Raw genomic sequence first — 26207 nt, forward strand, 5'->3', positions numbered from 1 at the left:
GTGAGGCCGGCCGGTGCGCTCGCCGGTGCTGCGGGCCGAAGTACGCCGATGCCCCTGGTCGTCCGCAGGGACCTTCGCCTCATATCCCGGCCTCCAGTCCTCGTGTTAGCGGCCCGCCCGGTGAGGCCGGCCGGTGCGCTCGCCGGTGCTGCGGGCCGAAGTACGCCGATGCCCCTGGTCGTCCGCAGGGACCTTCGCCTCATATCCCGGCCTCCAACACCCGTGGCGGCGGCCCGCCCGGTGAGGTCAGTCGGTGCGCTCGCCGGTACTCCCGGCAGGCGCGCGACGATGCCCCGGCCCCCCGCAGGCACCCCCGCCTTCATGCCCCGTGGCAGCCGTCCGCCCAGCGAGGCTGGCCGGCGCGCTCGCCGGTACTCCCGACAGGGGCACCCCGATGCCCCCAGCCGCCCGCGGGCATCGCCGCCTCACGTCCCCACCCTCAACCCCCGTGGCCGCACCAGCAGTTCCGCCAGTGAGGCCAGCCAGTCGAGCAGTAGGGCGAGCGTTACCGTGAGGATCGAGCCCAGCATCAGTACCGGCATGCGCTGGTCGGTGATGCCCGTCGTGATCAGGACGCCGAGGCCGCCGCCTCCGGCGAAGGTCGCCAGGGTCGCCGTACCGATGTTGAGGACCAGGGCCGTGCGGACGCCCGCGAGGATCAGGGGGACGGCCAGCGGGAGTTCGACGCGGGTCAGGACTCCCAGCGGAGTCATGCCGATGCCCCGCGCCGCCTCCAGCAGGGTCGGGTCGTTGCCCTTCAGGCCCGCGATCGTGTTCGACAGGACCGGCAGGACGGCGTAGGCGATCATGCCGATCAGGACGGCCTTCGTGCCCGTGCCCAGCCAGATCACCAGCAGGGCCAGCAGGCCGATCGCGGGGGTCGCCCGGCCTGTGCCGGCGACCGCCGTCACCACCCGACTCGCCTTCCTGAAGGCCCCGCGGGTCAGCCCGATCCCCAGCGGGATCGCGAGGAGCAGCACGAAGAACGTCGAGATCACCGTCAGCTTCACGTGCTGCCACAGGGCCTTGGACACCTGCCCGTTCGACAGCGCCTTCGCCGAGAGCGGGTCCAGGTCGGCCTGCTCGAACCACAGCCAGGTCGCGAGCAGGACGGCGATGAGGAACGCGGGCAGGAGGGTCAGCTTCTGCCAAGTCACGTGAGGTCGGGGCGGGGCCGGTAGGGGAGGAGCCGCCGTCTCAGTCGCACCCGGAGTCTCCGCAGGCTCTCGGGTCTCCGCAGGCTCCCGGGTCTCCGCCGGCTCAGCAGTCTCCTCCCGCTCCGGAGCCTCCGCCGACCCCAAAGTCTCCGTAGGTCCCAGAGCCTCCTCCAGCTCCGTAGTCTCAGAAGCCGTCACGCTTTCCGCACCCCTTCGCCGGCACCCTCCCGCTCCGCGGTCTCGAAACGGTCGGCCACCAACATCTCGTGCACGCAGTTCATGAGCGTCTCCATGTCGACGACCCCCGTGTACTCACCGTGCCGCCCGGTCACCGCGACCCGCCCCGCGCTGTCGGCCAGCACGGCCCCCAACGCGTCCCGCAAGGTCGCGTCCCCGGGCACCGTGTCGCTCACCGGCGTCCCGGCCCGGGCCAGCGACCCCTTCGCCCGCATCATGTCGCCGCGCCTGAGCCACTTGTAGGGCCGTCCGCGCCTGTCCAGCAGCAGGATCTCGTTCGTCCGGCTGCCCCGGAGCCTGTTGAAGATCTCCTGGAGGGGGTCGTCGATGCTCGCCGTCGGACAGTCCGTGATCCCCACATCCCGCACCCGGGTGAGGTTCAGTCGCTTCAGCGCCGCCCCGGCGCCGACGAACCCGGACACGAAGTCGTCGGCCGGGTGGGCCAGGATCGCCTCGGGGGTGTCGAACTGGGCGATGTGGGAGCGCTCGCGCAGCACGGCGATCCGGTCACCCAGCTTGATCGCCTCGTCGAAGTCATGGGTGACGAAGACGATCGTCTTGCGCAGTTCGCGCTGGAGCCGGAGCAGGTCTTCCTGGAGATGGTCACGGGTGATCGGGTCGACCGCGCCGAACGGCTCGTCCATCAGCAGGACCGGCGGATCGGCGGCGAGCGCCCTCGCCACGCCCACCCGCTGCTGCTGGCCGCCGGAGAGCTGACGCGGATAGCGGCCGTGGAACTCGCCGGGGTCCAGCCCGACGAGGCCGAGCAGTTCCTCCACCCGGTCCTCGATCCGGCCCTTCCCCCAGCCGGTCATCCTCGGCACGAGCGCGATGTTCTGCGCGACCGTCATGTGCGGGAAGAGCCCGGCCGACTGGATGGCGTAACCCACCTTGCGGCGCAGCCTGACCGGGTCGACGTCGGTCACGTCCTCACCGTTGATCCGGATGCGTCCACCGGTCGGCTCGATCAACCTGTTGATCATCTTGAGCGTGGTCGACTTACCGCATCCGGACGGCCCCACGAAGACGACGGTCTCGCCCGCCCTGATGTCCAGGGTGACGTTGTCGACGGCGGGCTGCCCACTGCCGGGATACCTCTTGGTCAGGTTCTCCAGCTCGATGGACGCACCCGAGGTGCCGGACGACTCAGACACGGATCCCCCTCGGAATCGTCAACCGTCCGATCAGGACGTACGCGGCGTCGAACAGCAGGGCGAGGACGATGATCCCGAGCGTGCCCGCGAGCACCTGGTTGAGCGCGTTCTCGCTGCCCGGCGAGGCGATGCCGCGGAAGATCTCCTTGCCGAGGCCGGGCCCGGAGGCGTACGCGGCGATCGCGGCGATGCCCATCAGCATCTGCGTCGAGACCCGGATCCCGGTCAGGATCGGCGGCCAGGCGAGCGGCAGCTCGACCCGCGCCAGGCGCGTCACCCGGGACATCCCGATGCCCTGGGCCGCGTCCACCAGGGACGGATCGACCCCGCGCAGGCCCACGATCGCGTTGCGGACGATCGGCAGCAGCCCGTACAGGGTCAGGGCGATCACCGTGGGCGGCATCCCCAGTCCCACGGCCGGGACGAGCAGACCGATCATGGCGAGCGACGGGACGGTCAGGATCGTCGAGGTGGCCGTGGTGGCGAGGTTGCCGCCCCACTCGCTCCGACAGGTCACGACACCGATCAGCACTCCGATCGCCGTCGCCACGACCATGCACTGGAAGACGACGCTCGCATGCTGGTAGGCGTCCGTGAGCAGCTGCTGGTGACGGTCGCCGAGGTACTCCCAGAAGGTCACACCCGCTCACCCCAGTGGCTAGGTCACTCCCGAAGGGCCGGATCCTCCGCCGCCTGCTCCACCAGCGGGATGATCCGCAGCGGAACGGGGTTCTCCATGACGATCGCGGTGGCGGCCCGGACGATCCCATCGAAACCGACAACCCGGTCGATCACACGTTGGAGATCGGCGTTGGAGCGGGCCACGAGGCGGCACAGCATGTCCCCGCTGCCGGTGGTGGTGTGCAGCTCCAGGACCTCCGGCACGGTCGCCAAGTGCGCCCGTACGTCGGCCCCTTGCCCCTGCCGGATCTGGAGCGTGGCGAACGCGGTCACCGGGTAGCCGAGCGCCGCCGGATCGACCTGCGGACCGAACCCCCGGATGACTCCGTTCGACTGAAGCCGGTCCAGGCGCGCCTGCACGGTCCCCCGGGCCACCCCCAGCCGCCGGGACATCTCGAGGACCCCGATCCGCGGCTCGCGCGCGAGGAGCACGATGATCCGCCCGTCCAGTGCGTCGATCCCCACAGCAGCCTCCCGGAGAGATGGTCATCATGTACAGAAAGGCCGCCGATACGGCCGTACTGCTGAACACATTGTCCAGTGAATGCGCGAACTATTGCGCACCTTGCAGTGCGGAGCCAGGCTTCGCACATGACGCAGACCACACACCACACTCCCGACACCGCCCGGCAGGCCGATCCCTTCCCGGTCAAGGGAATGGACGCGGTCGTCTTCGCCGTCGGCAACGCCAAGCAGGCGGCGCACTACTACTCGACCGCCTTCGGCATGCGGCTCGTGGCCTACTCCGGACCGGAGAACGGCAGCCGCGAGACCGCGAGCTACGTGCTGGAGAACGGCTCCGCACGGTTCGTGTTCACCTCGGTCATCAAGCCCGCCACGCCCTGGGGTCACTTCCTCGCCCAGCACGTGGCCGAGCACGGCGACGGCGTGATCGACCTCGCCATCGAGGTCCCGGACGCCCGCCGCGCCTACGACTACGCCCTCGAACACGGCGCCCGCTCGGTGGCCGAGCCGTACGAGCTGAAGGACGAGCACGGCACGGTCGTCCTCGCCGCGATCGCCACCTACGGCGAGACCCGCCACACCCTGGTCGAGCGCATCGGCTACGACGGCCCGTACCTGCCCGGCTTCGCCGCGGCCGCCCCGATCGTCGAGCCGCCCGCCCACCGCACCTTCCAGGCCGTCGACCACTGCGTAGGCAACGTCGAGCTCGGCCGGATGAACGAGTGGGTCGGCTTCTACAACAAGGTCATGGGCTTCACGAACATGAAGGAGTTCGTGGGCGACGACATCGCCACCGAGTACAGCGCGCTGATGTCGAAGGTGGTGGCCGACGGCACGCTCAAGGTGAAGTTCCCGATCAACGAGCCCGCCATCGCCAAGAAGAAGTCCCAGATCGACGAGTACCTGGAGTTCTACGGCGGCGCGGGCGTCCAGCACATCGCGCTGAACACCAACGACATCGTGCAGACCGTACGGACCATGCGGGCGGCCGGGGTCCAGTTCCTCGACACCCCCGACTCCTACTACGACACCCTCGGCGAGTGGGTCGGCGACACCCGGGTGCCGGTCGACACGCTCCGCGATCTGAAGATCCTCGCCGACCGCGACGAGGACGGCTATCTGCTGCAGATCTTCACCAAGCCGGTCCAGGACAAGCCGACCGTGTTCTTCGAGATCATCGAGCGGCACGGCTCCATGGGCTTCGGCAAGGGCAACTTCAAGGCCCTGTTCGAGGCCATCGAGCGGGAGCAGGAGAAGCGGGGCAACCTCTAGCAAGCCCCCTTTCCGCGTAACGCTCGTAGGCTGGCCCCATGGCCAGGATCAACGACGTGGGCGGCACGCAGGGATTCGGCGCGATCGACACCACCGACGACACCGAGCCCTTCCACGCGGACTGGGAGGCTCGGGTCGTCGGCCTCTTCAACACCCTGCGCGCGCAAGGCGTCTTCAACACGAACGAGTTCCGGGACGCGATCGAGTCGATGCCGCCGGCGGAGTACCTGGCGGCGTCGTACTACGAGCGCTGGTTCACCGCGATCCGCGTCCTGCTCGAACGCAAGGGCGTGATCGAGCCGGGTGAGCTCGATGACTGAGGCGCCCCCCGACCGCTTCCCGCCCGGCACCCGGGTCCGCACCTACCGCCACGACCCGCCGCACCACACCCGCCTGCCCCGGTACGCGCGCGGCAAGCGGGGCATGGTCGTCGAGCCGGAGGGCCCGGAGGAACTGGCCGACGTCAGTGCGCAGGGGCGGGGGGACGCGCCCGTCGAGCAGATCTACGCGGTCCGCTTCGAGGCCCGCGACCTCTGGGGCGAGGGCGACCACCACGTCGTACTGGACCTTTGGGAGAGCTACCTGGAGGAGGACCGCGATGACGAGCGGTGACCACCACACCGACGCGACGATCGCCCGGCGGGTACGGCGCCTGGAGACCCTCCTGGAGGAGAAGGGGCTGATCACCGGCGAGCGCCTTGACGAGGCGATCGACGCGTTCCTCGCCGAGTCCTCGCCGGCCAACGGGGCACGGGTCGTGGCCCGCGCCTGGACCGACGACGCCTACCGGGCCCGGCTGCTCGCGGACGGCACGGCCGCCGTGCGGGAACTCGGCTACATGGAGGGCTCGTTCCAGCGCCTGCGGGTCGTGGAGAACACCGAGTCGCTCCACAACGTCGTCGTCTGCACCCTCTGCTCCTGCTACCCGCTCCGGCTCCTGGGCCCGTCTCCCAGCTGGTACAAGTCCGAGGCCTACCGCTCCCGCGTGGTCCGCGAACCACGGGAGGTACTGCGGGAGTTCGGCCTGACCCTGCCCGACTCGACTCAGATCACGGTGTGGGACTCCAGCGCGGAGACCCGCTACCTGGTCCTGCCCCGCAGGCCCGAGGGCACGGAAGGACTCGGCGAGCAGGAGCTGGCGGCGCTGGTGACGAGGAACGCCCTCATCGGTACGGCCGCGGTGTGACCGCCTTCGCGTCCATCGCCTTCGCGTCCACCCCCTTCGCGTCCATCGCCGGCACATCCGCATCCGGCACGCCCTCGTCCGGCACCTCCCCCAGCGCCGCCAACGCCTCCCGCGCCGCCCGCACCCGCGAGGGCGAGAACCAGGGGTTGATCTGAAGCGCCTCCCGAAGATGACGGCGCGCCGGGGCGTACTGCCCCGTCCCCCGCTCGATCATGCCCAGGTGATAGGCGTACAGCGCGCTGCGCACCCCGCCCCCGTGCACCTTGTCCGTCGCGATCCGGGCGTACCGCAGGGCCTCCTTGTCCTGGCCCGCCCGGTGCAGCGCCCACCCCAGCGCGTCCGCCACCGCGATCCCCGGCTGCCGCAGCCACTCGGCCCGCAGACGCCGTACCGCGGACGCCGGGTCACTGTGGTCCGCCTCGAACTGCCCGAGCACCAGCTCCTCGTCGGCCCCGTCCGCCGCGGCGCGTTCCACCACCGCCCGCAGCAGGTCGTACTGCACCCGGGCCGCCTGCCCGAGCCCCAGCCACTCGTACAACTCGCCCAGCTCCAGGGCGTACTGCGGAAGCGGCTGCTTCGCGAGGGCCATCCGGTAGGCGTTCAGGGCCTCCGTCGTGCGGCCCAGTGCCGCGAGGACCCGCCCCTGCCCGGCCTGTGCGGCCCGCTGGTCGGGGTCGATCCGGACGGCCTCCTGGAAGTGCCGCAGCGCGTCCTCGCGGTCACCGCGCTCCCAGGCGAGCTGCCCGGCCCGCTCCAGATACGCGGCCCGCTCGGCCGGCGCCCGCGCCCCGGCCGCCGCGTCGGAGAGCTGGGCCGCCGCGTCCTCGCGCCAGCCCCGGTCCCGGTACACGGCCGCCGCCCGGGCCATCACCGCCGGCCCCGACCGCAGCTCCGTCAGCCGCTCCAGCGCCGCACGGGCCGCCTTGTAGTCGCCGAGTCCCGTGTACGCGTCGATCAGCGCCGGATACGTCGTCCACCGCTTCGGCTCCAGCTTCCGCGCCGCCTCGCCCCAGGTCCGGGCGGTCCGGAAGTCCCGGCGCGCGTTCGCGAGGGCGGCCAGACCACCGAGGGCCGCCGCGTTCGCCCGCACCTTCAAGGACGTCCGCAGACTGTCGTCGGCCTTGGCGTAGAACGTCGTGTCGGCCGTCCGCCGCCCCTGCTCGGCGTACGCCGTCCCGAGCACCGCCCACGACTCGGCGTCCTCGGGATGGCGGCGCAGATGGCTCTCCCGCTCACCGATCAGGGCCGCCAGATCGGGCAGCGCGGCCGGCACCCCGGCGGCGACCGCCGTCAGCGCCTGGGCTCCCGGGGCGGGCGCGGGAGCGCGGGTCGCCGTCCGCTCCGCGGGCAGCAGCGCCAGCACCGTACCGAGCACCGCGCAGCCGGCGACCGCGGCGATCACCAGACGCCCGTGCAGCCGGGCCCGCCGCTCCTCCGGGCGATCCCGCCGCCGCTCCTCCGGCCGGTCCTTGGTGGCTTGGTTCTCCATGGCGCTCACTGTGCGCCAGTACGACGAGCACACCCCGGCATGCGGCGGTTGCCGCTGGTGGGGTTCACACCGATGGCCCCCGGTGCGACGCTGTGATCATGAGCCGTATCGAAGCCCCCCGCGACGAGGTCACCGGCAACCTGGTGGACCGCCTGCTCACCGGTCTGCCCGTCGACGCCGTCCTCACCGACCCGGACGTCACGGTCTCCTACGCCAACGACATGGCGAGCTTCTGCCCGGCCGGCACCCCCGCGGTGGTCGTCCTGCCGCGTACGGCCGAACAGGTCCAGCACGTCATGCGCATCGCCACCGAACTGCGCGTCCCGGTCGTCCCCCAGGGCGCCCGCACGGGCCTGTCGGGCGCGGCCAACGCCTCCGACGGCTGCATCGTGCTCTCCCTGACGAAGATGGACCGGATCCTGGAGATCAACCCGGTCGACCGCATCGCCGTCGTCGAACCCGGCGTCGTCAACGCGACCCTCGCCCGCGCGGTGAACGAACTCGGCCTCTACTACCCGCCGGACCCCTCCAGCTGGGAGATGTGCACGATCGGCGGCAACATCGGCACCGCGTCCGGCGGACTGTGCTGTGTGAAGTACGGGGTCACGGCGGAGTACGTCCTCGGACTGGACGTCGTGCTCGCGGACGGGCGGCTCATGTCCACCGGCCGCCGTACCGCCAAGGGGGTCGCCGGATACGACCTGACCCGCCTGTTCGTGGGCTCCGAGGGCTCGCTCGGCATCGTCGTGCGGGCGGTCCTGGGCCTGCGGCCGAAGCCGCCCGAGCAGCTCGTGCTGGCCGCCGAGTTCTCCTCCGGGGCCGCCGCCTGCGACGCGGTGTGCCGGATCATGGAGGGCGGGCACGTGCCGTCCCTCCTCGAACTGATGGACCGTACGACGGTCAAGGCCGTCAACGACCTGGCGCACATGGGACTCCCGGAGACCACCGAGGCCCTGCTCCTCGCCGCCTTCGACACCACAGACCCGGCCGCCGACCTCGCCGCCGTCGGCGCGCTGTGCGAGGCGGCCGGTGCCACCCAGGTCGTCCCGGCCGACGACGCCGCCGAGTCGGAACTGCTGCTCCAGGCCCGCAGGCTCTCCCTCACCGCTCTCGAGGCCGTCAAGGGCACCACGATGATCGACGACGTGTGCGTGCCCCGCTCCCGGCTCGGCGAGTTGCTCGAGGGGACCGAGCGGATCGCCGACAAGCACCGGCTCACCATCGGTGTCGTCGCCCACGCGGGCGACGGCAACACCCACCCCACGGTCTGTTTCGACGCCGCCGACCCCGACGAGTCCCGGCGGGCCCGCGAGTCCTTCGACGAGATCATGGCCCTCGGCCTGGAGCTCGGCGGCACGATCACCGGGGAGCACGGGGTGGGCGTACTGAAGAAGGAGTGGCTGGCGCGCGAGATCGGCCCGGTGGGCGTGGAGATGCAACGGGCCGTGAAGGGCGTCTTCGACCCGCTGGGGATCCTGAACCCGGGCAAGCTGTTCTGACTGTTCTTTGCGGCTGAACCGCCGCCGCTCTCGCGGACCTGGCTGGTCGCCGTTGTGGTTCCTCAATTGATGGTTGCGGTCGCTCACTCCCCTTCGTCCGCCGATGCGTCGCCTGGCCAGGGGTCGCCCAGCCACAGGTCGTCGGCCGGAGTCGGGGCCAGCAGCTCGGCGAGGCCGTCGTCGATGCCGAGCTGCTCCGCCTCGGAGCCCGGGGGGACCGCCCTCAGCGTGCGCTCCAGCCAGGCCGCGACCTGCGCGGCCGGGGCCTCCAGGAGGGCGTCGCCGGCGGGGGAGCTCAGCGCCATCAGCACGACACTGCGCCCCTCGACCTTCGTCGGCCACACCCGCACGTCCCCGTGCCCGCACGGGCGGAACACCCCCTCCACGAGGAGTTCGCGGGCGAAGGTCCAGTGGACGGGGTGGTCCGAGCCGATGTGGAAGGTGACGTGGACGGCGAAGGGGTCGTCGCTGCGGTAGCCCAGCCGGGCCGGGACGGGGATGCTGCGCTCGGGCGACAGGATGAGTCGGAGCTCCAGTTCGCGCTCCACCACCGTGTGATGCATGTCGTTCGTTCCTCTCTCGGCTCTCGGCACTTGGCTCTCGTCGGGTCCCGCGGTGGGCCCGTACGAGTGAGAGGGGTGGAGGGAGGGATCATTACGCGGGTTCGGCGAACTTTTTCCGGCGGTGTCACGTCCGGTACCACGCCCGGTGTCACGGCCGGTGTCAGTCGTGCCCAAAAGGGGTGGGTCCGGTGGGACTGGCAGTGGGTCTTGCGCCGGTCTGATAGATGTGGAGCCCCCTCTATTGACCCCCGAGCAGATACGGGACGACGGACATGAGCGCCCCAACCCCGGCACCCGGTGACGACAGGCCCCGCGAGGGCTACTACCCGGACCCGTCCATTCCTGGATATGTCCGTTACTGGAACGGTGCCTCCTGGGTGCCGGGCACCAGCCGTCCCGCCCCGGCGGCCGGTGAACCGCTCGCACCGCCGACCGGCGCGGGCTCCGAGCCGGGCCCGTCCCCGGTGGAGGAGACGGGCCCGCACTTCTTCGACGAGGACCCGGCCGAGGAGCCCCCGCACCCCGACACCCAGCACGGCACCCGCCCCGAACCCGCGTCCGCGTGGGCCGCCGACCGGGTCCACCAGGCGGGCTTCGGCGGCGAGCAGGACCGCCGGGTGTCGTGGGGGTCCCCGCAGGCGGCCGCGCAGGCTCAGGGGATTCCGCACCAAGGGGCCCAGCAGGGGCCGCAGGGCGCTCAGCACGGCGCGCCGCAGACTCCGCGGGGCGCCGACCCGAGGGTGCCCGGTCCCGGGCGGCCGGCCCACGGTTCCGCCCCGGCCCAGCCGGAGGGCCACGCGGCCCGTACCGACGGCACGGCCACGATCCCGCCCGTCGAGCCGGACGAGGACGGCGGCACACGGGTCTTCCGCAGGCCCACGGCCGGGTCCGGGGGAGCGGGGGAGGCGGGGGCCGCTGGGGCCGCTGGGGGCGCCCAGCAGTCCGACGACGACGGCACCATGAAGTTCCGCGCGGTCTCCCCGCGCACGGCGCAGCAGGGCGGGGGGCCCGGGGCGCAGAGCGGAAGCACACCCGGACCCGCGTACGCCGGCCCCGTCGCACAGGGCGGCCAGGGCGCCGGCGCCCAGCCCTCCGCGGCCGGTGTCTCCGCCGCTGCCGAGGCCCCGGGCTTCGGTGCCGGCAAGGCCGCCGCCGAGCGCGCCGCGGCGGCCGGTGGCGCGGGCCCCCAAGGCCCTGCCTCCGCCCCGGCCCCAGCCCCGGTCCCGTCGCCGCAGGGTGTCCCGCAGCAGAGCGGCGGCCCCCAGCAGGCGGTCGGAGTTCCGCCCGCCGCAGTTCAGCCCGCAGCCACTCCCATGAGCCCCGGCCCCGGTGGCGGTCAGCCCTCCTGGGCCCAGCAGGTGCACCGGCTCGCCGGGCCCGACGAGGAGCAGCCCGTCCCCTGGAAGCCGCCGGTCGAGGACATCTTCCAGGCGGCCGCCCGCCGCCAGGCCTCGGCCAGACCCGCGGGCCTCGGCAAGCGCCTGGCGGCGCGTCTGCTCGACACCCTCGTCGTCGGCGCGGTCACGGCCGTGGCTGCCGTCCCCCTCGGCACCAAGGCGGCCGACCACATCAACGAGAAGATCGACGCGGCCAAGCTCTCCGGCGAGACCGTGACGGTCTGGCTGCTGGACGGCACCACGTCGGTGTATCTCGGCATCGTGGTCGCCGTGCTTCTCGTCGCCGGGATCCTGTACGAGGCGTGGCCCACGGCCAAGTGGGGCCGCACGCTCGGCAAGAAGCTGTTCGGCCTGGAGGTGCGGGACATCGAGGGCCACGAGCCCCCGTCCTTCGCCGGTGCCCTGCGCCGCTGGCTGGTCTACAGCGTGCCGGGTCTGCTCGGCATCGGTCTCGTGGGCGTCGCCTGGTGCCTGTTCGACCGGCCGTGGCGCCAGTGCTGGCACGACAAGGCGGCGCATACGTTCGTGGCGGGCTGAGCGGGTCCCGCGGACGACGTACGGGATTCGGTACTCCGTACGGCCGCGCGCCGGATGCGGAGTCGGGGGGTTCGCGGTCGACTCGGGCCATGAGCAGTGAACCGCCTCCCGGCTCCGGCCAGCAGCCGCCGGATGACGACCCGTTCAGGAAGCAGCCCCCGCCCGCCGAGGGCTCGGGATCGCCGTACAGCACGCCGCCGCCGTACGGCGGAAGTCCCTACGGCGGCGGTGACCCGTACGGCGGTGGCCCCGCCGACCCGCTGGCCGGCATGCCCCCACTGGCCCCCAGCGGCCGGCGCACGCTCGCCCGGATCATCGACATGATCATGGTGGGCATCGTCGTCTGGCTCCTCACCTGGGGCTTCGGGGTCAGCGAGTTCGACGTGGACGGCGACGACATGCAGTACGGCAAGTCGCTCGCCCAGTCGGCGCTCGCCGCGGTGCTGTACATCGCCTACGACACGATCCTGATCACCCGGTCCGGGCAGACGCTCGGCAAGAAGTGGCTCGGGATGCGGGTGGCGAACCTCGACAACGGCTCCACCCCCACCGTGCAGACCACGCTGATCCGCTCGGCGGTGCTGTGGATCCCGTTCGCGTTCTGCTGCGCCTGCATCTGGACCGCCATCTCGGGCGGCTGGAGCTACTTCGACAAGCCGTACAAGCAGGGCCTCCACGACAAGGCGGCGAAGACGGTGGTGGTCAACACGGGCTGAACCGGGCGGGGGGCCGCTTCCTCCCGGGAGGCGTGCGGCGTGCCCTCATGGCGGTCGCGGTCGGGCGCCGAGCCGTCCCGGCGAACCCGTCCCCGGGCCTGGAGCGCCCTGCTCGGTGAACGCGGTGTTCGGGCGGCCGTCGTGGAGCGGGTGGCAGTGGCGGGTACCGGTTCTTTCGCCGGGTGCTCTCCGCGACGGCGCGGGCTTCGGCCGGCGAACGTGGCTGGCACTCGGGCCACTCCGGCGAACCCGAGGTGGAGAGAGGCACTCCGCTCGGCGGACGCGATCGGTGCCCGGCCCGTCCACCCTGCTCAGCGAACGTGGGTTCAGACGGCCGTCGTGGAGGTCCTGGCCACGGCCCCGGGTGGTCGACGGGCTTGCTCTCCGCGACGGCGCGGGCTTCGGTCGGCGAACGCGGCTGGCGCTCAGGCCGCAGCGACGAACCCGGGGACGAGAAGAAGCCCTCGGCGCGGCGGACGCGATCCGGGCCGGGCCGCCCTGACGGAGCACCCGAGCCGCCCCGACGAACCCGGGGGACGAGAAGAAGCACCCGGCTCGGCGGACGGGATCGGGGCCGGCCCGCTTCGACGAACCCGGGAGGCGACGCGGACCACCCTGCTGAGCGAACGCAGTGTTCAGGCGGCTGTCTTGGAGCTCGTGGCCGCCGCCGGGACCTGTTCCTGCGCCGCCGGGTGTTCGGCGGGCTTGTTCATCGCGACCACGCGGGGCTTCGGCTGGGGCACCGTCATGGCGACCAGCAGGCCGAGGGCGAGCGCCGAGACCGCGACGACCGCGGTCCCCACGGCCGAACTCGTCTGCGACAGCAGCAGCATGGCGAGCGTCGAGAAGATGACGGTGATCGAACCGTAGGCGATCTGTGCGGCAGTCGGACGAGGCATGGCAATCGTGTCCTCGGAATCGGGGGTCCACGGGGTGTGTCGGCCTGGCATTCCGCCGACATCCGGGCGTTCCGCCGATCGACTCTAATCGCCTGTTTGCCCGAGCGGAACGAACAGTAAGCGTGACCTAACCAACAGTGCCGGAGCACAGGGGGCGCACGGAGTCATGACGTCCATCAAGTGGACGGCCGTGCGCGCCTGTCGTGTTGCAGTCGCGTGTCCGCAATACGAACACCGGCTCCCAATAATGCACTTGTCGGGTCCAAGTCAAGATCTGTCTTTTCTCCCCAACCTTTAGTCAAATACGGGTCACTTGCCTGATAGGGGAGAGGTACAAGTGACGGACAGATCCTGGACGTTCAGGACGGCAGCGACAGTCGTGGCGATAGCCGCGGCCTCGGCCACGTTCTCCACGTTCACCGTGGCGCAGGCCGCGGACAGCTCCACGAAGACTTCCGCGGCCGACCGGCGCGACCCGCAGCCGGCGAAGGCCAGGGAGCACGACTTCGACGGCCCGCTGACCAAGACCCAGGAGGCGCAGCGGAAGGAGGCGCTCGACCAGGTCATATCCGGGGACGCCGCGGTCAGGAACCGCAACGGCTCCCAGGTGGTCGAGCTCAAGAGCCGCAAGGGCGACAGCAAGTACGTCGAACTCGGCCGGGAGAAGACCGACAAGATCTTCACCATCCTGGTGGAGTTCGGCGACCAGGTCGACCCCCGCTACGGCGGCACGGCCGGTCCGCTGCACAACCGGATAGCCAAGCCGGACCGCAAGCAGAACAACAGCACGGCCTGGCAGGCGGACTACAACCAGGCGCACTTCCAGGACCTGTACTTCGGCACCGGCAAGAAGACCGAGTCGCTGAAGAAGTACTACGAGAAGCAGTCCTCGGGCCGCTACTCGGTCGAGGGTGAAGTGACCGACTGGGTCAAGGTCCCCTACAACGAGGCCCGTTACGGCTCCAACAAGGCGTCCACCGGCGCCTGGTACGCCGTGCAGGACGGCGTCAACGCCTGGGTCGCCCAGCGCGAGGCCGCCGGCGACACCGCCGCCGAGATCGCCGCGGAACTGGCCGAGTTCGACCAGTGGGACCGCTACGACTTCGACGGCGACGGCAACTTCAACGAGCCCGACGGCTACATCGACCACTTCCAGATCGTGCACGCCGGCGAGGACGAGTCCGCGGGCGGCGGCGCCCAGGGCGAGGACGCCATCTGGGCCCACCGCTGGTACGCCTTCGGCACCGACGCCGGCTCCACCGGCCCGGACACCAACAAGCTCGGCGGCACCCAGATCGGCGACACCGGCATCTGGGTCGGCGACTACACCATCCAGCCGGAGAACGGCGGACTCGGCGTCTTCGCCCACGAGTACGGCCACGACCTGGGCCTGCCCGACGAGTACGACACCTCCGGTGCCGGCGAGAACTCCACCGGCTTCTGGACGCTGATGTCCTCCGGCTCCTGGCTCGGCACCGGCAAGGACTCCATCGGCGACCTGCCCGGCGACATGAACGCCTGGGACAAGCTCCAACTGGGCTGGCTCGACTACGACGTGGCCAACGCGGGCAAGCGGTCCAGCCACAAGCTGGGCGTCGCGGAGTACAACACCAAGAACCCGCAGGCGCTCGTGGTCCAGCTGCCCAAGAAGACGGTCAGCACCCCGGTGGTCACCCCGGCACAGGGCGCCACCCAGTGGTGGAGCGGCAGCGGCAACGACCTGCGCAACACCCTGAGCCGCCCGCTCGACCTGACCGGCAAGGCCTCGGCGGCGCTGACCCTCGACGGCTGGTGGGACATCGAGCAGGACTACGACTACCTCTACACCGAGGTCTCCACCGACGGCTCCAACTGGACGCCCGTCGACGGCACCCTGGCCGACGGCACCGCCATCCCGCGTGACGGCAGTGGCAAGCCGGCCCTCACCGGCTCGGTCTCCGCCCACCAGAAGCTGACCTTCCCGCTGAACGCCTACGCGGGCCAGAAGATCCAGCTGCGCTTCCGCTACCAGACCGACGGCGGGGCCGCCCTGAAGGGCTTCACGGCCGACGAGATCACGGTGACCGCCGACGGCGCGACCCTGTTCTCCGACAACGCCGAGACGGCGGACGCCGCCTGGACCGCGAACGGCTTCTCGCGCATCGGCGCCTCGATCACGGACGACTACGCCCAGTACTACATCGCCGAGAACCGCCAATACGTGTCGTACGACAAGGTGTTGAAGGTCGGCCCGTACAACTACGGCTTCTCGACGACCCGTCCGGGCTGGGTGGAGCACTACGCCTACCAGAACGGCCTGTTGATCTGGAAGTGGGACACCTCCCAGGCGGACGACAACACCAGCCAGCACCCGGGTACGGGTCTGATCCTCCCGGTCGACTCCCACCCGACCGCCCTCAAGTGGTCGGACGGCACGCTGATGCGCAACCGCATCCAGGCCTACGACTCCACCTTCAGCTGGTACCCGACGGACTCGGTCACGCTCCACAACGCCGACGTCCCGACGAAGATCAAGTCCAAGCCCGGCGTCCCGGTCTTCGACGACGGCACGTCGAGCTACTACGACCCGTCGAACCCGTTGGCGGGCGTCAACATCACTGACACCGACACCCGGATCAAGATCGTCAAGGAGCCCCTGAACGGCTCGACGATCACGCTCCAGGTCGGACCTTCGGCCAAGAAGAAGTAAAACCGCAGGTCACAAGCGTATCGGCGGTAACCCCTGGCGGGTTGCCGCCGATCGTGTTTAGGTGCGTCCTGTGGCTTCCTTATTGACACCGACGCGCACGGGGGTGTGACCCGCATGGCCGCAGGAGGTTTCTGCAAGCTGCCGAACGGCAGGGTGGTGGTGGCGCTGAATCTGCCCCGCCCGCCCGCCGACGGCTACGGCAGTGTGCGGGTACTCGTCCACGCCCACAACCGGGCGCGCGCCCTGACCAGGCTGCGCAACCTGGGACTGCGCGCGGTGTACCTGCGCGGCAACGGCGCGCCCCCGACCCCGGACGAGATCACCGCCGTACTGCACCATCCGGACGGGCTGATATGGCGTACCGCCCCTGACAACGCTGTCCTGGGCGGTCCCGAGCTCGCCCAGGAGCTGTGGCATCCGATCAGGTCACTGCTCAGGAGGCCGACAGCACCGGCCTGAGGCCGGGCCCTGTTCCTAGACGACCGGCTTGCCGGACAGCTCCACGCCCGCCGCGCGCAGCTCCTCGATCGCCCGCTCGGTCGTCGCCTCGGCGACCCCGGCGGTGAGATCGAGGAGGACCTGCGTACGGAAGCCCTCCCGGGCCGCGTCCAGCGCGGTGGCCCGTACGCAGTGGTCCGTGGCGATCCCCACCACGTCCACCTCCGAGACCTCGCGCGCCCGCAGCCAGTCGGCCAGGGTCACGCCGTTCTCGTCGGCCCCCTCGAACCCGCTGTACGCCGCCGCGTACGCCCCCTTGTCGAAGACCGCGTCGATCGCCCCGGAGGCGACGGCCGGCGCGAAGTTCGGGTGGAACCCCACCCCCTCGGTCCCGGCGACGCAGTGCGCGGGCCAGGAGTGCACGAAGTCGGGGTTGTCGGCGAAGTGGCCGCCCGGCGCGATGTGGTGGTCGCGGGTGGCCACCACGTGCTGGTAGCCGGAGCCCCCCGCCTGCCCGATCAGCTCGGTGACGGCGGCGGCCACGTCGGCCCCGCCGGCCACCGCGAGACTGCCTCCCTCGCAGAAGTCGTTCTGCACGTCGACGACGATCAAGGCGCGGCGCATGGTGGGTGTCCTTCGACTAAGAGTGAACTTACGAGCCTAGAGACTTCGGGGACCGGGCGGGAGGGGGCGTGGGCGGGCGCGTTCGGGACGACACCCGCCGGACAAGGCCTAGCTACCCGTGCGCCCGTGGACATACTCCGTCGGAATGACCGGCTCCCCGCGCGAGAGCTGCGTCGCCGACAGCGGCAGATTGGCCCGGGCGGCGGCATGCCGGTCCCGTACGACGTCCAGCGGCTCGCGGGCCACGACCTCGCCGCCCTTGACCAGCTCCACCAGCAGCTGCCGGTCCGTGAGCCCCGCCGGAACCGGCCCGGTGCCCACCACCTCGGCCTCCGCGATCCCCTCCGCGTCCAGCCGTCGGGCCGCCCACTTGCGGCCGCCGACCGAGGTCTTGCCCCCGGACGACTTCTTCGCGACCGGGATCAGCGGCGCCTTCGGATCGTCGGACTCGGCGCGCGCGACCAGCTTGTAGACCATCGAGGCCGTCGGATGCCCGGACCCGGTCACCAGCTGGGTGCCGACGCCGTACGCGTCCACCGGGGCCACGGCCAGCGAGGCGATGGCGTACTCGTCGAGGTCGGAGGTGACGATGATCCGCGTCCGCTCGGCGCCCAGCTCGTCCAGCTGCTGCCGCACCCGGTGGGCGACCAGGAGCAGGTCGCCGGAGTCGATGCGCACGGCTCCCAGCTCGGGCCCGGCGACCTCGACGGCCAGGCGGACGGCCTCCGTCACGTCGTAGGTGTCGACGAGTAGGGTGGTGCCCCGGCCCTGCGACTCCACCTGGGCCCGGAAGGCGTCCCGCTCGTGGTCGTGCAGCAGGGTGAAGGCGTGGGCGGAGGTGCCCACCGTGGGGATGCCGTAGCGGAAACCGGCCGCGAGGTCGGAGGTGGTGGTGAAGCCGCCCACGTAGGCGGCGCGGGCGGCGGCCACGGCGGAGAGCTCGTGCGTGCGGCGGGCGCCCATCTCGATCAGCGGCCGGTCACCCGCGGCCGAGGACATCCGGGAGGCGGCCGCGGCTATCGCGGAGTCGTGGTTGAGGATCGACAGGATCACGGTCTCCAGCAGCACGCACTCGGCGAAGGAGCCCTCCACCCGCAGGATCGGCGAGCCCGGGAAGTACACCTCGCCCTCCGGGTAGCCCCAGATGTCGCCGCCGAAGCGGTAGGTGGCGAGCCAGTCGAGGGTCTCCTCGTCGACGATGGAGCGTTCGCGCAGGAAGCCGAGGACGTCGGCGTCGAAGCGGAAGTTCTCCACCGCGTCCAGCACCCGGCCGGTGCCCGCGACGACGCCGTAGCGCCGCCCCTCCGGCAGCCGGCGGGTGAAGACCTCGAAGACGCTGCGCCGTTCGGCGGTACCCGCCTTCAGCGCGGCCTGCAGCATCGTCAGCTCGTACTGGTCCGTGAAGAGTGCCGTCGAGGGAACATCCACCGGCAGCCCAAGGTCCGCTGTGTTCATAACAAGAGATGCTACCCCACTTCGCGTCAGTGTGACGATTTGTGGGGTGCGTGGCAGCATGGGCCGTGTGACGTCACCCGCTCCCGTAGAGATCGAACGCACCGAGTCGGCGGAAGAGGTCTTCGCCGTCCCCGAGCCGGACGTCCCCTGGGTCACCATCGTCCACAACGACCCGGTCAACCTCATGAGCTACGTGACCTACGTCTTCCAGACCTACTTCGGCTACTCGAAGGACAAGGCCACCAAACTGATGCTCGACGTCCACCACAAGGGCCGGGCGGTCGTCTCCAGCGGAACCCGCGAGGAGATGGAACGCGACGTGCAGGCCATGCACGGCTACGGTCTGTGGGCCACCCTCCAGCAGGACCGGAAGTAGCGACAAACCCTGATGCCCGGAACCTTCGAACCGCTCCCCGGCGGCGGCGCGGCCGTCGCCCTCGACGACGTCGAGATCTCCATCATCCGGTCGCTGGCCGTCCAGCTCCTGGAACTCATCGGCCCCGGCCCCGCCGAGGACGCCTCCGGCGACCCGCTCGCGGAACTCTTCGCGGAGGGCCCGAGCGAGCCGCCCTCCGACCCGGTGCTCAAGCGGCTCTTCCCGGACGCCTACAGCGATCCGGAGGGCGCTCCCCGGGCCGAGAAGGCCGAGGAACAGCGGGCGTACTCCTCGGAGTTCCGCCGTTACACCGAGAACGACCTGCGGGCCGGCAAGCGCGACAACGCCCTCGCCGTGGTCCGCTCCCTGGACGCCCTGCGCTCCGGAGGCGACGGCGGGGCGGTCCTCAAGCTGTCGGCCGGTGAGTCCCAGCAGTGGCTCAGCACCCTCAACGACCTGCGCCTCGCGATCGGCTCCCGTCTCGACATCACCGACGAGGAGGACACCGACCTCCTCTACCGGCTCCCGGACGAGGACCCCCGTAAGCCGATGGTGATGGCGTATCTGTGGCTGGGCGGTCTCCAGGAGACCCTCGTGACCACCCTTATGCCCTGAGATGTGACGGTTCTGTGTTCGCTCAGAGGACGCTCAAATCCGGATAACGATCACGTCACCGCACTGACGGCTTTCGTTCCACCCGCATGTCCTTTGTCCGCTTCTTCCTGTGCTCTGCGCCACACAGCGCCCGGGTGATCAATGCTGCGGCCGTGATAAATCTTCACGACCGCCCGGCGAACACCACCCGTATGTTCGGCCGGGTGCGCCACCGAGCCGGTAACCGCCGGCCAGGCACGACTCCATCAATCCGGGGGGATCGAGAACCGGTCCGAGGCCGACGAGAGGCCCGGTCCGGTATGGAGAAAGGCGCACCACCACATGACCTCCGCTCAGGTCGAAGACAAAGGCTCAGGCCCGGAGAAGGCCCCGAACGCCTCCGAAGAGGGGTACGAGCGCGGACTCGGCAGCCGCCAGGTCCAGATGATCGCGATCGGCGGCGCCATCGGCGTCGGCCTCTTCCTCAACGCCGGGGCGAACATCGCCAAGGCCGGTCCGAGCCTCATCCTGATGTACGCCGTCGCCGGCGTGATCATCTTCTTCATCATGCGGGCACTGGGCGAACTGCTGCTCTACCGCCCGGTCTCCGGCTCGTTCGCGGAGTACTCCCGCGAGTTCCTCGGCCCGTTCTTCGGCTACTTCACGGGCTGGACCTACTGGCTGCTGTGGGTCGTCACCGGCATGGCGGAACTCACCGCCGCCGCGATCTACGTCAACTACTGGTTCCCCGCCGTCCCGCAGTGGACGACGGCCCTGGTCTTCCTGGTCGTCCTGTTCGTGGCGAACCTGATCTCGGTGAAGCTGTTCGGCGAGATCGAGTTCTGGTTCTCGATGATCAAGGTCACCGCCCTCATCGGCATGATCGTGATCGGCCTCGGCGTGCTGACCTTCGGCTTCAGCGCGGCCGGCGACACCGCCGCGGTCTCCAACCTCTGGGCCTTCGACGGCTTCTTCCCCAAGGGCATCGGCTCCTCGCTGATGACCCTGCAGGGCGTGATGTTCGCCTACCTCGCCGTCGAGCTGGTCGGCGTCACCGCCGGTGAGTCCGAGAACCCCGAGAAGACCCTCCCCAAGGCGATCAACACCCTGCCCTGGCGCATCGGCCTCTTCTACGTCGGCGCCCTCACCGTCATCCTGTGCGTGGTCAAGTGGACCGAGTTCGCGAAGGGCGTCAGCCCCTTCGTGAAGGCCTTCGCCGTGATCGGCATCCCCGCGGGCGCCGGCATCGTGAACTTCGTCGTCCTCACCGCGGCCCTGTCCTCCTGCAACTCCGGCATGTACTCCACGGGCCGCATGCTGCGCACCCTCGCCGACAGCGGAGAGGCACCGCAGGCCTTCAACAAGCTCTCCGTCACCCGCACCCCGGCGCTGGCCATCACGGTCTCCGTGCTCTTCATGGGCATCGGCGTGGTGCTGAACTACGTCGTGCCGGAGAAGGCCTTCGGATACGTCGTCTCGGTCGCGACCGCCGCGGGCATCTGGACGTGGCTGATGATCCTGGTCAGCCATGTGCGCTACCGCCGCGAGGTCGTGGCAGGGCGGCTGCCCGCCTCCTCCTTCCCGGCACCGGGCGGCTCGGTCGGTAGCTGGATCGCCATCGTGTTCCTGCTCTTCGTGATCGGCCTGATCATGTCCGACGCGGAGTCGCGGGTGTGCCTGTACGTGATGGCCGGCTGGGCCGTGGCACTGGGGATCGGCTGGGCCGTCCTGAAGACCCGGAACCCGCGGATCGCGGACCGGCGGGAGCCGGAGTTCGAGAAGGTCTCCGGATAGAACGTCCGGCATCTGGGCTGCCCTGTACCACTCCTCGGTACCGGGCAGCCCTTTTGCTTATCCTGACCACCATGCTGACCATCACCCAGGCCCTCGTCGACCAGATCGTCGCGCACGCGCGCAAGGACCACCCCGACGAGGCGTGCGGAGTCGTCGCGGGACCGGCCGGGTCGGGCCGCCCCGAGCGCTTCATCCCCATGCTCAACGCCGCGATGTCGCCCACCTTCTACGAGTTCGACTCCGGCGACCTGCTCAAGCTGTACCGCGAGATGGACGACCGCGACGAGGAGCCGGTGGTCATCTACCACTCCCACACCGCGACCGAGGCCTACCCCTCCCGCACGGACATCTCCTACGCCAACGAGCCCGGCGCCCACTACGTCCTCATCTCCACCGCCGACACCGACGGCCTCGGCGACTTCCAGTTCCGCTCCTACCGGATCCTCGACGGCGAGGTCACCGAGGAGGAGGTCACGGTCGTCGAGGCCTACTGATCTCGCGATCCGGTCGGGAACCATCCAGTATGCGAGATCACATTCCGGGATCCGGACCGGGAATCGATACGATGAGCCCATGGTTCTGAACGACGTGAGCGAGAAGACGCCGGGCATCCTGCTCGTGGCGCGGCTGCACGTCGACCTGTGCAGGCTGAACAGCGCCATCTGTTGACCTTCCCTGCCGCCGTACGGCCGTGAGCCGCGGCGCGCGTTCGCCGTGCGCCCACCGACCAGACCACTTTCCGACAGGAGCCCGCCACCATGGCCATCGAGGTCCGCATCCCGACCATCCTCCGCACCTACACCGACGGCCAGAAGGCGGTGGAGGGCAACGGGAACACCCTCGCCGAGCTCTTCGCCGACCTGGAGACCCGGCACACGGGCGTCCAGGCGCGCATCGTGGACGGCGGCGAGCTGCGCCGCTTCGTCAACGTCTACCTCAACGACGAGGACGTCCGCTTCCTCGACGGCATCAACACCAAGCTCACCGACGGCGACAACGTCACGATCCTGCCGGCCGTGGCCGGCGGCATGGCCTGATCGTCGATGCGTTACGACTCCCCGCTGGCCGCGGTGGGCAACACCCCCCTGGTGCGCCTGCCGCGGCTCTCGCCGTCCGCCGACGTCCGCATCTGGGCGAAGCTCGAGGACCGCAACCCGACCGGCTCGGTCAAGGACCGCCCCGCGCTGCACATGATCGAGCAGGCGGAGAAGGACGGCCGCCTCACGCCCGGCTGCACCATCCTGGAGCCCACCTCCGGCAACACCGGCATCTCCCTCGCGATGGCCGCCAAGCTCAAGGGCTACCGCATGGTGTGCGTGATGCCCGAGAACACCTCGCAGGAACGCCGCGAACTGCTCGCCATGTGGGGCGCCGAGATCATCCCGTCCCCGGCCGCGGGCGGCTCCAACACCGCCGTACGCGTCGCCAAGGAGCTGTCCGCCGAGCACCCCGACTGGGTGATGCTCTACCAGTACGGCAACCCCGACAACGCGGGCGCCCACTACGCGACAACCGGCCCGGAGATCCTCGCCGACCTCCCCTCGGTCACGCACTTCGTCGCGGGCCTCGGCACCACCGGCACCCTGATGGGCGTCGGCCGCTACCTGCGCGAGCACAAGCCGGACGTGAAGATCGTCGCCGCCGAGCCGCGCTACGACGACCTGGTCTACGGGCTCAGGAACCTGGACGAGGGCTTCGTACCGGAGCTGTATGACGCGTCGGTGCTGACCACCCGCTTCTCGGTGGGCTCCGCCGACGCGGTCACCCGCACCCGCGAGCTCCTCCAGCAGGAGGGCATCTTCGCGGGCGTCTCCACGGGTGCCGCCCTGCACGCGGCGATCGGCGTCGGCACCAAGGCGCTGAAGGCGGGGGAGTCCGCCGACATCGTGTTCGTCGTGGCCGACGGCGGCTGGAAGTACCTCTCGACGGGCGTCTACACGGCGGCGACGACGGAGGAAGCGATCGAGACGCTCCAGGGCCAGCTCTGGGCGTGACGATCTACGTCGCGCTCCGGGAGTGACGTTCTACGTCGCGCTCCGGGGCGTGACGTTCTACGTCGCCAGGTGACGGACCTGATCCCACAGGACCGGGTCCACCACCCCCGCCCTCCGCCGGAAGTCCCCCACCGGCACCTGCCGCAGCTCGTCCGTCTCCAGGAAGCTCGCGCGGCCCTGGGCATCGCCCACCGAGCCCGGCGGCAACGGGATGACCCCGCCCCGCTCGTGGTGGTACTTGCTGGTGATCTTCGCGACGGTGACCCGCCCGCCGCGCACCGCCAACACGAGACACGGCCGGTCCTTGGCCCCCGGACCGTCCTCGTACGGCACCTGCGCCCACCAGATCTCGGCGGGCCGCGGCCGCACCCCCGTCGTACGCCCGGACGGCCGAGTCGTCCGGTCCGTGCGCCCGCGAGGCCGATGCCCCCGCCCCCAGCCGTCCACCAGGGTGGCGACCAGCGCGAGCAGCACCACCGCCACGAGCGCGAGCCACCAGGACGTGTCCATGAGGACGACGGTACCGGCGCGCGAACTGCCTCGCGCGCCCTCTGTGTAACCCGTGATCCCTCTCTCACTCCCTACGCGCCGCTGGTCCAGCCGAACCGGTGACAGCACAGGTGAGTTCGCCCACAACAGCCCTTGGCGGAGGAGCGACCGGGGGTTTTGCGCCTTACGCTCGACGGACCGCACGACCCCCGTTCTCCATCCCAGAAAAGTTCCCGCCAGCGGAGGTTTCTGTTTTATGAAGCTCACCGTCGTCGGCTGCTCGGGGTCGTTCCCGTCCGCGGAATCGGCCTGCTCGAGCTACCTCGTCGAGGCCGACGGCTACCGGCTGCTTCTCGACATGGGCAACGGTGCCCTTGGCGAGCTGCAGCGCCACTGCGGTCTCTACGACCTCGACGCGATCTTCCTCAGCCATCTGCACGCCGACCACTGCATCGACATGTGCGCGTACTTCGTCGCGCGCTACTACCGCCACGACGGCGGCCGCTGCGACCCCATCCCGGTCTACGGCCCCGAGGGCACCGAGCACCGCCTCACCACGGCCTACGCCGACACCCCCACCGCCTCCTCCATGAGCGAGGTCTTCGACTTCCACACGGTCAAGCCGTCCACCTTCGACATCGGCCCGTTCACGGTCCACACCGAGCGAGTGGCACACCCGGTGGAGGCGTACGGCATCCGCGTCGAGCACGGCGGCAAGTCCCTGACGTACTCCGGTGACACCGGTCTGAGCCCCGCCCTGACCGAACTCGCCCGCGACACCGACCTGTTCCTGTGCGAGGCCGCCTTCACGCACGGCAAGGAAGACATCCCCGACCTGCACCTCAACGGCCGCGAGGCGGGTGAGACGGCGACCCGGGCAGGCGCCCGCCGCCTGGTCCTCACCCACATCCCCCCGTGGACCGACCCCCAGGTCAACCTCGCCGACGCGCGCGCGGTCTTCGACGGCACGGTGTCCCTGGCGACGCCGAGGCAGTCGTACGAGATCTAGCACCACGGCATCGCCCACGGCACGACGAAGGCCCCCGGAGAGGTTCAGGACTCCGGGGGCCTTCGTCGTACGTCAGCCGGGCATCAGGCCTTCGTGAGGTCCTCGATCTCCTCCTCGGGCTCGCGGCCGGGGGTGGGGAGGTTCCACTTGACGATGGCGAAGCGGAAGACGGCGTAGTAGATGGCGCCGAAGGCCAGGCCGACCGGGATCAGCAGCCAGGGCTTGGTGGAGATGCCCCAGTTGATGAAGACGTCGATGAAGCCGGCCGAGAAGCTGAAGCCCATGTGCATGCCCAGCGCCCACGTCACCGCCATCGAGACCGCGGTGAGGACCGCGTGGATGGCGTAGAGCACCGGGGCGATGAACATGAACGTGAACTCGATCGGTTCGGTGACACCCGTGACGAACGAGGTCAGCGCCATCGACATCATCATGCCCATCACGGCCTTGCGGCGCTCCGGACGGGCCGAGTGGGCGATCGCGAGGGCGGCGGCGGGCAGGCCGAACATCATGATCGGGAAGAAGCCGGTCATGAACATACCGGCGCTCGGGTCGCCGCCGAAGAAGCGCGGAAGGTCGCCGTGGAAGACGGTGCCGGAGGAGTTGGTGAACTCGCCGATCTGGAACCAGGCCACGGAGTTGACGAACTGGTGCATGCCGATCGGGATCAGCGCGCGGTTGATGAGACCGAAGAGCGCCGAACCGAAGGAGCCGAGGCTCGTCATCCACTCGCCGAAGTTGGTGATGACCTCACCGATGGGCTCCCAGCCCAGGACGACCAGGACACCGAGGACGGTGCCGACGGCGGCCGTGATGATCGGGACGAGCCGGCGACCGTTGAAGAAGCCGAGCCAGTCGACGAGCCTCTTGCGGTGGTAGCGCTGCCACAGCACGGCGGTCAGCAGGCCGAGGATGATGCCGCCGAGCACGCCCGGGTTCTGGAAGCTCGCGGTCTGCGCGGCCTCGGTGCCCTTCTGCCAGAAGCCGCCGCCGAGGCCGGTCGGCGTGTACGTGGCACCCTCGTGCCCGTCCTTGATCGGGTACTGGTGGATCACCGCGTAGTAGGCGAGGAAACCGACCACCGCGGCCAGCGCCGTCGAGCCGTCGGCCTTCTTCGCGAAGCCGATGGCCACACCGATGCAGAACAGCAGGGGCAGACCGAAGGAGCTGTCCAGGAGAGCGCCACCGGCACCGGCGAACACCTTGGCCACGTCGGCGGGTATGTGGAACTTCTTCTGGGAGTCAGCTTGACCGAGTCGGAGCAGCAGGCCCGCCGCCGGCAGCACGGCGATCGGGAGCTGCAGGCTGCGGCCTACCTTTTGGAGGCCCTGGAAAAGGCCTGATCCCCGCTTCTTCGGGGGCGCCGCCGAGGGCGCAGTGGCGGTGCTCATAACGCTTCCTCCATCGGGTGGTGGTCTACACCACTCAGTGGTGTAGACCTGTTGTACACGATGGGGGCGTTATAAGGAACCCGTCAGTTCCGCAACCGGAGG

General features: G+C 70.3%; 28 protein-coding genes. 17 read left to right on the forward strand and 11 right to left on the reverse strand.

All coding sequences use genetic code 11. The features are described from left to right. Positions 1-425: 425 nt before the first annotated feature. The 4 genes from ACZ39I_RS35805 to ACZ39I_RS35820 are packed head-to-tail and all read right to left on the reverse strand — an operon-like array spanning position 426 to position 3694. Positions 426-1319: an ABC transporter permease gene (locus ACZ39I_RS35805; RefSeq protein ID WP_467249291.1), complete on the reverse strand. Its 894-nt coding sequence runs from the start codon at positions 1317-1319 to the stop codon at positions 426-428. Positions 1320-1351: 32 nt separating this feature from the next. After that, a complete protein-coding gene (locus ACZ39I_RS35810; RefSeq protein ID WP_467249075.1) occupies positions 1352-2548 on the reverse strand; it encodes a betaine/proline/choline family ABC transporter ATP-binding protein in 1197 nt (398 codons plus the stop codon). Further along, entirely contained in the window at positions 2541-3188 is a 648-nt protein-coding gene (locus ACZ39I_RS35815; RefSeq protein ID WP_467249077.1) for an ABC transporter permease, read from the reverse strand. The genes ACZ39I_RS35810 and ACZ39I_RS35815 overlap by 8 nt, the downstream gene beginning before the upstream one ends. Before the next feature lie 23 nt (positions 3189-3211). Continuing rightward, on the reverse strand, positions 3212-3694 hold the full coding sequence (locus tag ACZ39I_RS35820; RefSeq protein WP_031041595.1) for an Lrp/AsnC family transcriptional regulator: 483 nt from the start codon (positions 3692-3694) through the stop codon (positions 3212-3214). Positions 3695-3820: 126 nt separating this feature from the next. Here ACZ39I_RS35820 and hppD point away from each other — a divergent pair, with 126 nt between their 5' ends. Genes hppD through nthA form a run of 4 tightly spaced genes read left to right on the forward strand, consistent with a single transcriptional unit; the run spans position 3821 to position 6152 of the window. After that, entirely contained in the window at positions 3821-4966 is a 1146-nt protein-coding gene (hppD, locus tag ACZ39I_RS35825; RefSeq protein ID WP_467249079.1) for a 4-hydroxyphenylpyruvate dioxygenase, read from the forward strand. Positions 4967-5004: 38 nt separating this feature from the next. Further along, on the forward strand, positions 5005-5286 hold the full coding sequence (locus ACZ39I_RS35830; protein WP_467249081.1) for a hypothetical protein: 282 nt from the start codon (positions 5005-5007) through the stop codon (positions 5284-5286). Then, complete coding sequence (locus ACZ39I_RS35835) at positions 5279-5578, forward strand: SH3-like domain-containing protein (RefSeq protein ID WP_467249083.1); 300 nt, start codon at positions 5279-5281, stop codon at positions 5576-5578. Before ACZ39I_RS35830 ends, ACZ39I_RS35835 begins: the two co-directional genes overlap by 8 nt. After that, positions 5565-6152, forward strand: coding sequence for a nitrile hydratase subunit alpha (nthA, locus tag ACZ39I_RS35840; protein WP_467249085.1), 588 nt, complete (start codon positions 5565-5567; stop codon positions 6150-6152). The genes ACZ39I_RS35835 and nthA overlap by 14 nt, the downstream gene beginning before the upstream one ends. Here the strand turns inward: nthA and ACZ39I_RS35845 are convergent. Beyond that, positions 6130-7641: a tetratricopeptide repeat protein gene (locus ACZ39I_RS35845; protein ID WP_467249086.1), complete on the reverse strand. Its 1512-nt coding sequence runs from the start codon at positions 7639-7641 to the stop codon at positions 6130-6132. The genes nthA and ACZ39I_RS35845 overlap by 23 nt on opposite strands. 92 nt (positions 7642-7733) lie before the next feature. Here ACZ39I_RS35845 and ACZ39I_RS35850 point away from each other — a divergent pair, with 92 nt between their 5' ends. Then, the gene (locus ACZ39I_RS35850) at positions 7734-9140 is read left to right on the forward strand and encodes an FAD-binding oxidoreductase (RefSeq protein ID WP_467249088.1); all 1407 of its coding nucleotides are present in this window, start codon (positions 7734-7736) and stop codon (positions 9138-9140) included. An 83-nt stretch (positions 9141-9223) separates the two neighbouring features. On the opposite strand, the gene ACZ39I_RS35855 is transcribed toward ACZ39I_RS35850, so the two are convergent. Continuing rightward, a complete protein-coding gene (locus ACZ39I_RS35855; protein ID WP_467249090.1) occupies positions 9224-9703 on the reverse strand; it encodes an SsgA family sporulation/cell division regulator in 480 nt (159 codons plus the stop codon). A gap of 272 nt (positions 9704-9975) precedes the next feature. Between ACZ39I_RS35855 and ACZ39I_RS35860 the strand changes: the two genes are divergently transcribed. Together ACZ39I_RS35860 and ACZ39I_RS35865 are read left to right on the forward strand one after the other, a co-directional pair. Beyond that, a complete protein-coding gene (locus ACZ39I_RS35860; RefSeq protein ID WP_467249092.1) occupies positions 9976-11637 on the forward strand; it encodes an RDD family protein in 1662 nt (553 codons plus the stop codon). Between the two features lie 89 nt (positions 11638-11726). Beyond that, positions 11727-12353 (forward strand): RDD family protein, encoded by a 627-nt coding sequence (locus ACZ39I_RS35865; protein WP_467249094.1) that lies wholly within the window; start codon positions 11727-11729, stop codon positions 12351-12353. A 635-nt stretch (positions 12354-12988) separates the two neighbouring features. On the opposite strand, the gene ACZ39I_RS35870 is transcribed toward ACZ39I_RS35865, so the two are convergent. After that, the gene (locus ACZ39I_RS35870; protein WP_467249095.1) at positions 12989-13252 is read right to left on the reverse strand and encodes a hypothetical protein; all 264 of its coding nucleotides are present in this window, start codon (positions 13250-13252) and stop codon (positions 12989-12991) included. A gap of 337 nt (positions 13253-13589) precedes the next feature. Between ACZ39I_RS35870 and ACZ39I_RS35875 the strand changes: the two genes are divergently transcribed. Then, positions 13590-15941 carry an immune inhibitor A domain-containing protein gene (locus tag ACZ39I_RS35875; protein WP_467249097.1) on the forward strand — a complete coding sequence of 784 codons (2352 nt, stop codon included), beginning with the start codon at positions 13590-13592 and terminating at the stop codon, positions 15939-15941. 114 nt (positions 15942-16055) lie between these two features. Beyond that, positions 16056-16400, forward strand: coding sequence for a hypothetical protein (locus ACZ39I_RS35880; RefSeq protein WP_451476828.1), 345 nt, complete (start codon positions 16056-16058; stop codon positions 16398-16400). Positions 16401-16415: 15 nt separating this feature from the next. Here the strand turns inward: ACZ39I_RS35880 and ACZ39I_RS35885 are convergent, their stop codons facing one another. Then, the gene (locus ACZ39I_RS35885) at positions 16416-17003 is read right to left on the reverse strand and encodes an isochorismatase family protein (protein ID WP_467249099.1); all 588 of its coding nucleotides are present in this window, start codon (positions 17001-17003) and stop codon (positions 16416-16418) included. A 108-nt stretch (positions 17004-17111) separates the two neighbouring features. Then, on the reverse strand, positions 17112-18458 hold the full coding sequence (locus ACZ39I_RS35890; RefSeq protein ID WP_467249101.1) for a nicotinate phosphoribosyltransferase: 1347 nt from the start codon (positions 18456-18458) through the stop codon (positions 17112-17114). A 58-nt stretch (positions 18459-18516) separates the two neighbouring features. Here ACZ39I_RS35890 and clpS point away from each other — a divergent pair, with 58 nt between their 5' ends. The 7 genes from clpS (at position 18517) to ACZ39I_RS35925 (ending at position 23216) form a co-directional block, all read left to right on the forward strand. Beyond that, a complete protein-coding gene (gene clpS / locus ACZ39I_RS35895) occupies positions 18517-18834 on the forward strand; it encodes an ATP-dependent Clp protease adapter ClpS (RefSeq protein ID WP_053848598.1) in 318 nt (105 codons plus the stop codon). A gap of 12 nt (positions 18835-18846) precedes the next feature. After that, positions 18847-19449: a DUF2017 domain-containing protein gene (locus tag ACZ39I_RS35900; protein WP_467249103.1), complete on the forward strand. Its 603-nt coding sequence runs from the start codon at positions 18847-18849 to the stop codon at positions 19447-19449. A gap of 321 nt (positions 19450-19770) precedes the next feature. Next, complete coding sequence (locus tag ACZ39I_RS35905; protein WP_467249105.1) at positions 19771-21222, forward strand: amino acid permease; 1452 nt, start codon at positions 19771-19773, stop codon at positions 21220-21222. Between the two features lie 71 nt (positions 21223-21293). Further along, positions 21294-21716, forward strand: coding sequence for a M67 family metallopeptidase (locus ACZ39I_RS35910; protein ID WP_467249107.1), 423 nt, complete (start codon positions 21294-21296; stop codon positions 21714-21716). A gap of 79 nt (positions 21717-21795) precedes the next feature. Next, positions 21796-21891: a putative leader peptide gene (locus ACZ39I_RS35915; protein WP_020940333.1), complete on the forward strand. Its 96-nt coding sequence runs from the start codon at positions 21796-21798 to the stop codon at positions 21889-21891. Between the two features lie 89 nt (positions 21892-21980). Then, a complete protein-coding gene (locus ACZ39I_RS35920; protein ID WP_352391178.1) occupies positions 21981-22259 on the forward strand; it encodes a MoaD/ThiS family protein in 279 nt (92 codons plus the stop codon). Between the two features lie 6 nt (positions 22260-22265). Continuing rightward, a complete protein-coding gene (locus ACZ39I_RS35925; RefSeq protein WP_352391179.1) occupies positions 22266-23216 on the forward strand; it encodes a PLP-dependent cysteine synthase family protein in 951 nt (316 codons plus the stop codon). Between the two features lie 57 nt (positions 23217-23273). On the opposite strand, the gene ACZ39I_RS35930 is transcribed toward ACZ39I_RS35925, so the two are convergent. Beyond that, positions 23274-23726 carry a type II toxin-antitoxin system PemK/MazF family toxin gene (locus ACZ39I_RS35930; RefSeq protein ID WP_467249110.1) on the reverse strand — a complete coding sequence of 151 codons (453 nt, stop codon included), beginning with the start codon at positions 23724-23726 and terminating at the stop codon, positions 23274-23276. Between the two features lie 235 nt (positions 23727-23961). Here ACZ39I_RS35930 and ACZ39I_RS35935 point away from each other — a divergent pair, with 235 nt between their 5' ends. Then, a complete protein-coding gene (locus tag ACZ39I_RS35935) occupies positions 23962-24714 on the forward strand; it encodes an MBL fold metallo-hydrolase (protein WP_467249112.1) in 753 nt (250 codons plus the stop codon). 83 nt (positions 24715-24797) lie between these two features. Here the strand turns inward: ACZ39I_RS35935 and ACZ39I_RS35940 are convergent, their stop codons facing one another. Next, complete coding sequence (locus ACZ39I_RS35940; protein ID WP_467249114.1) at positions 24798-26105, reverse strand: PTS transporter subunit EIIC; 1308 nt, start codon at positions 26103-26105, stop codon at positions 24798-24800. Positions 26106-26207: the final 102 nt, after the last annotated feature.

It is taken from the genome of Streptomyces sp. NPDC024687 (genome assembly GCF_055559055.1).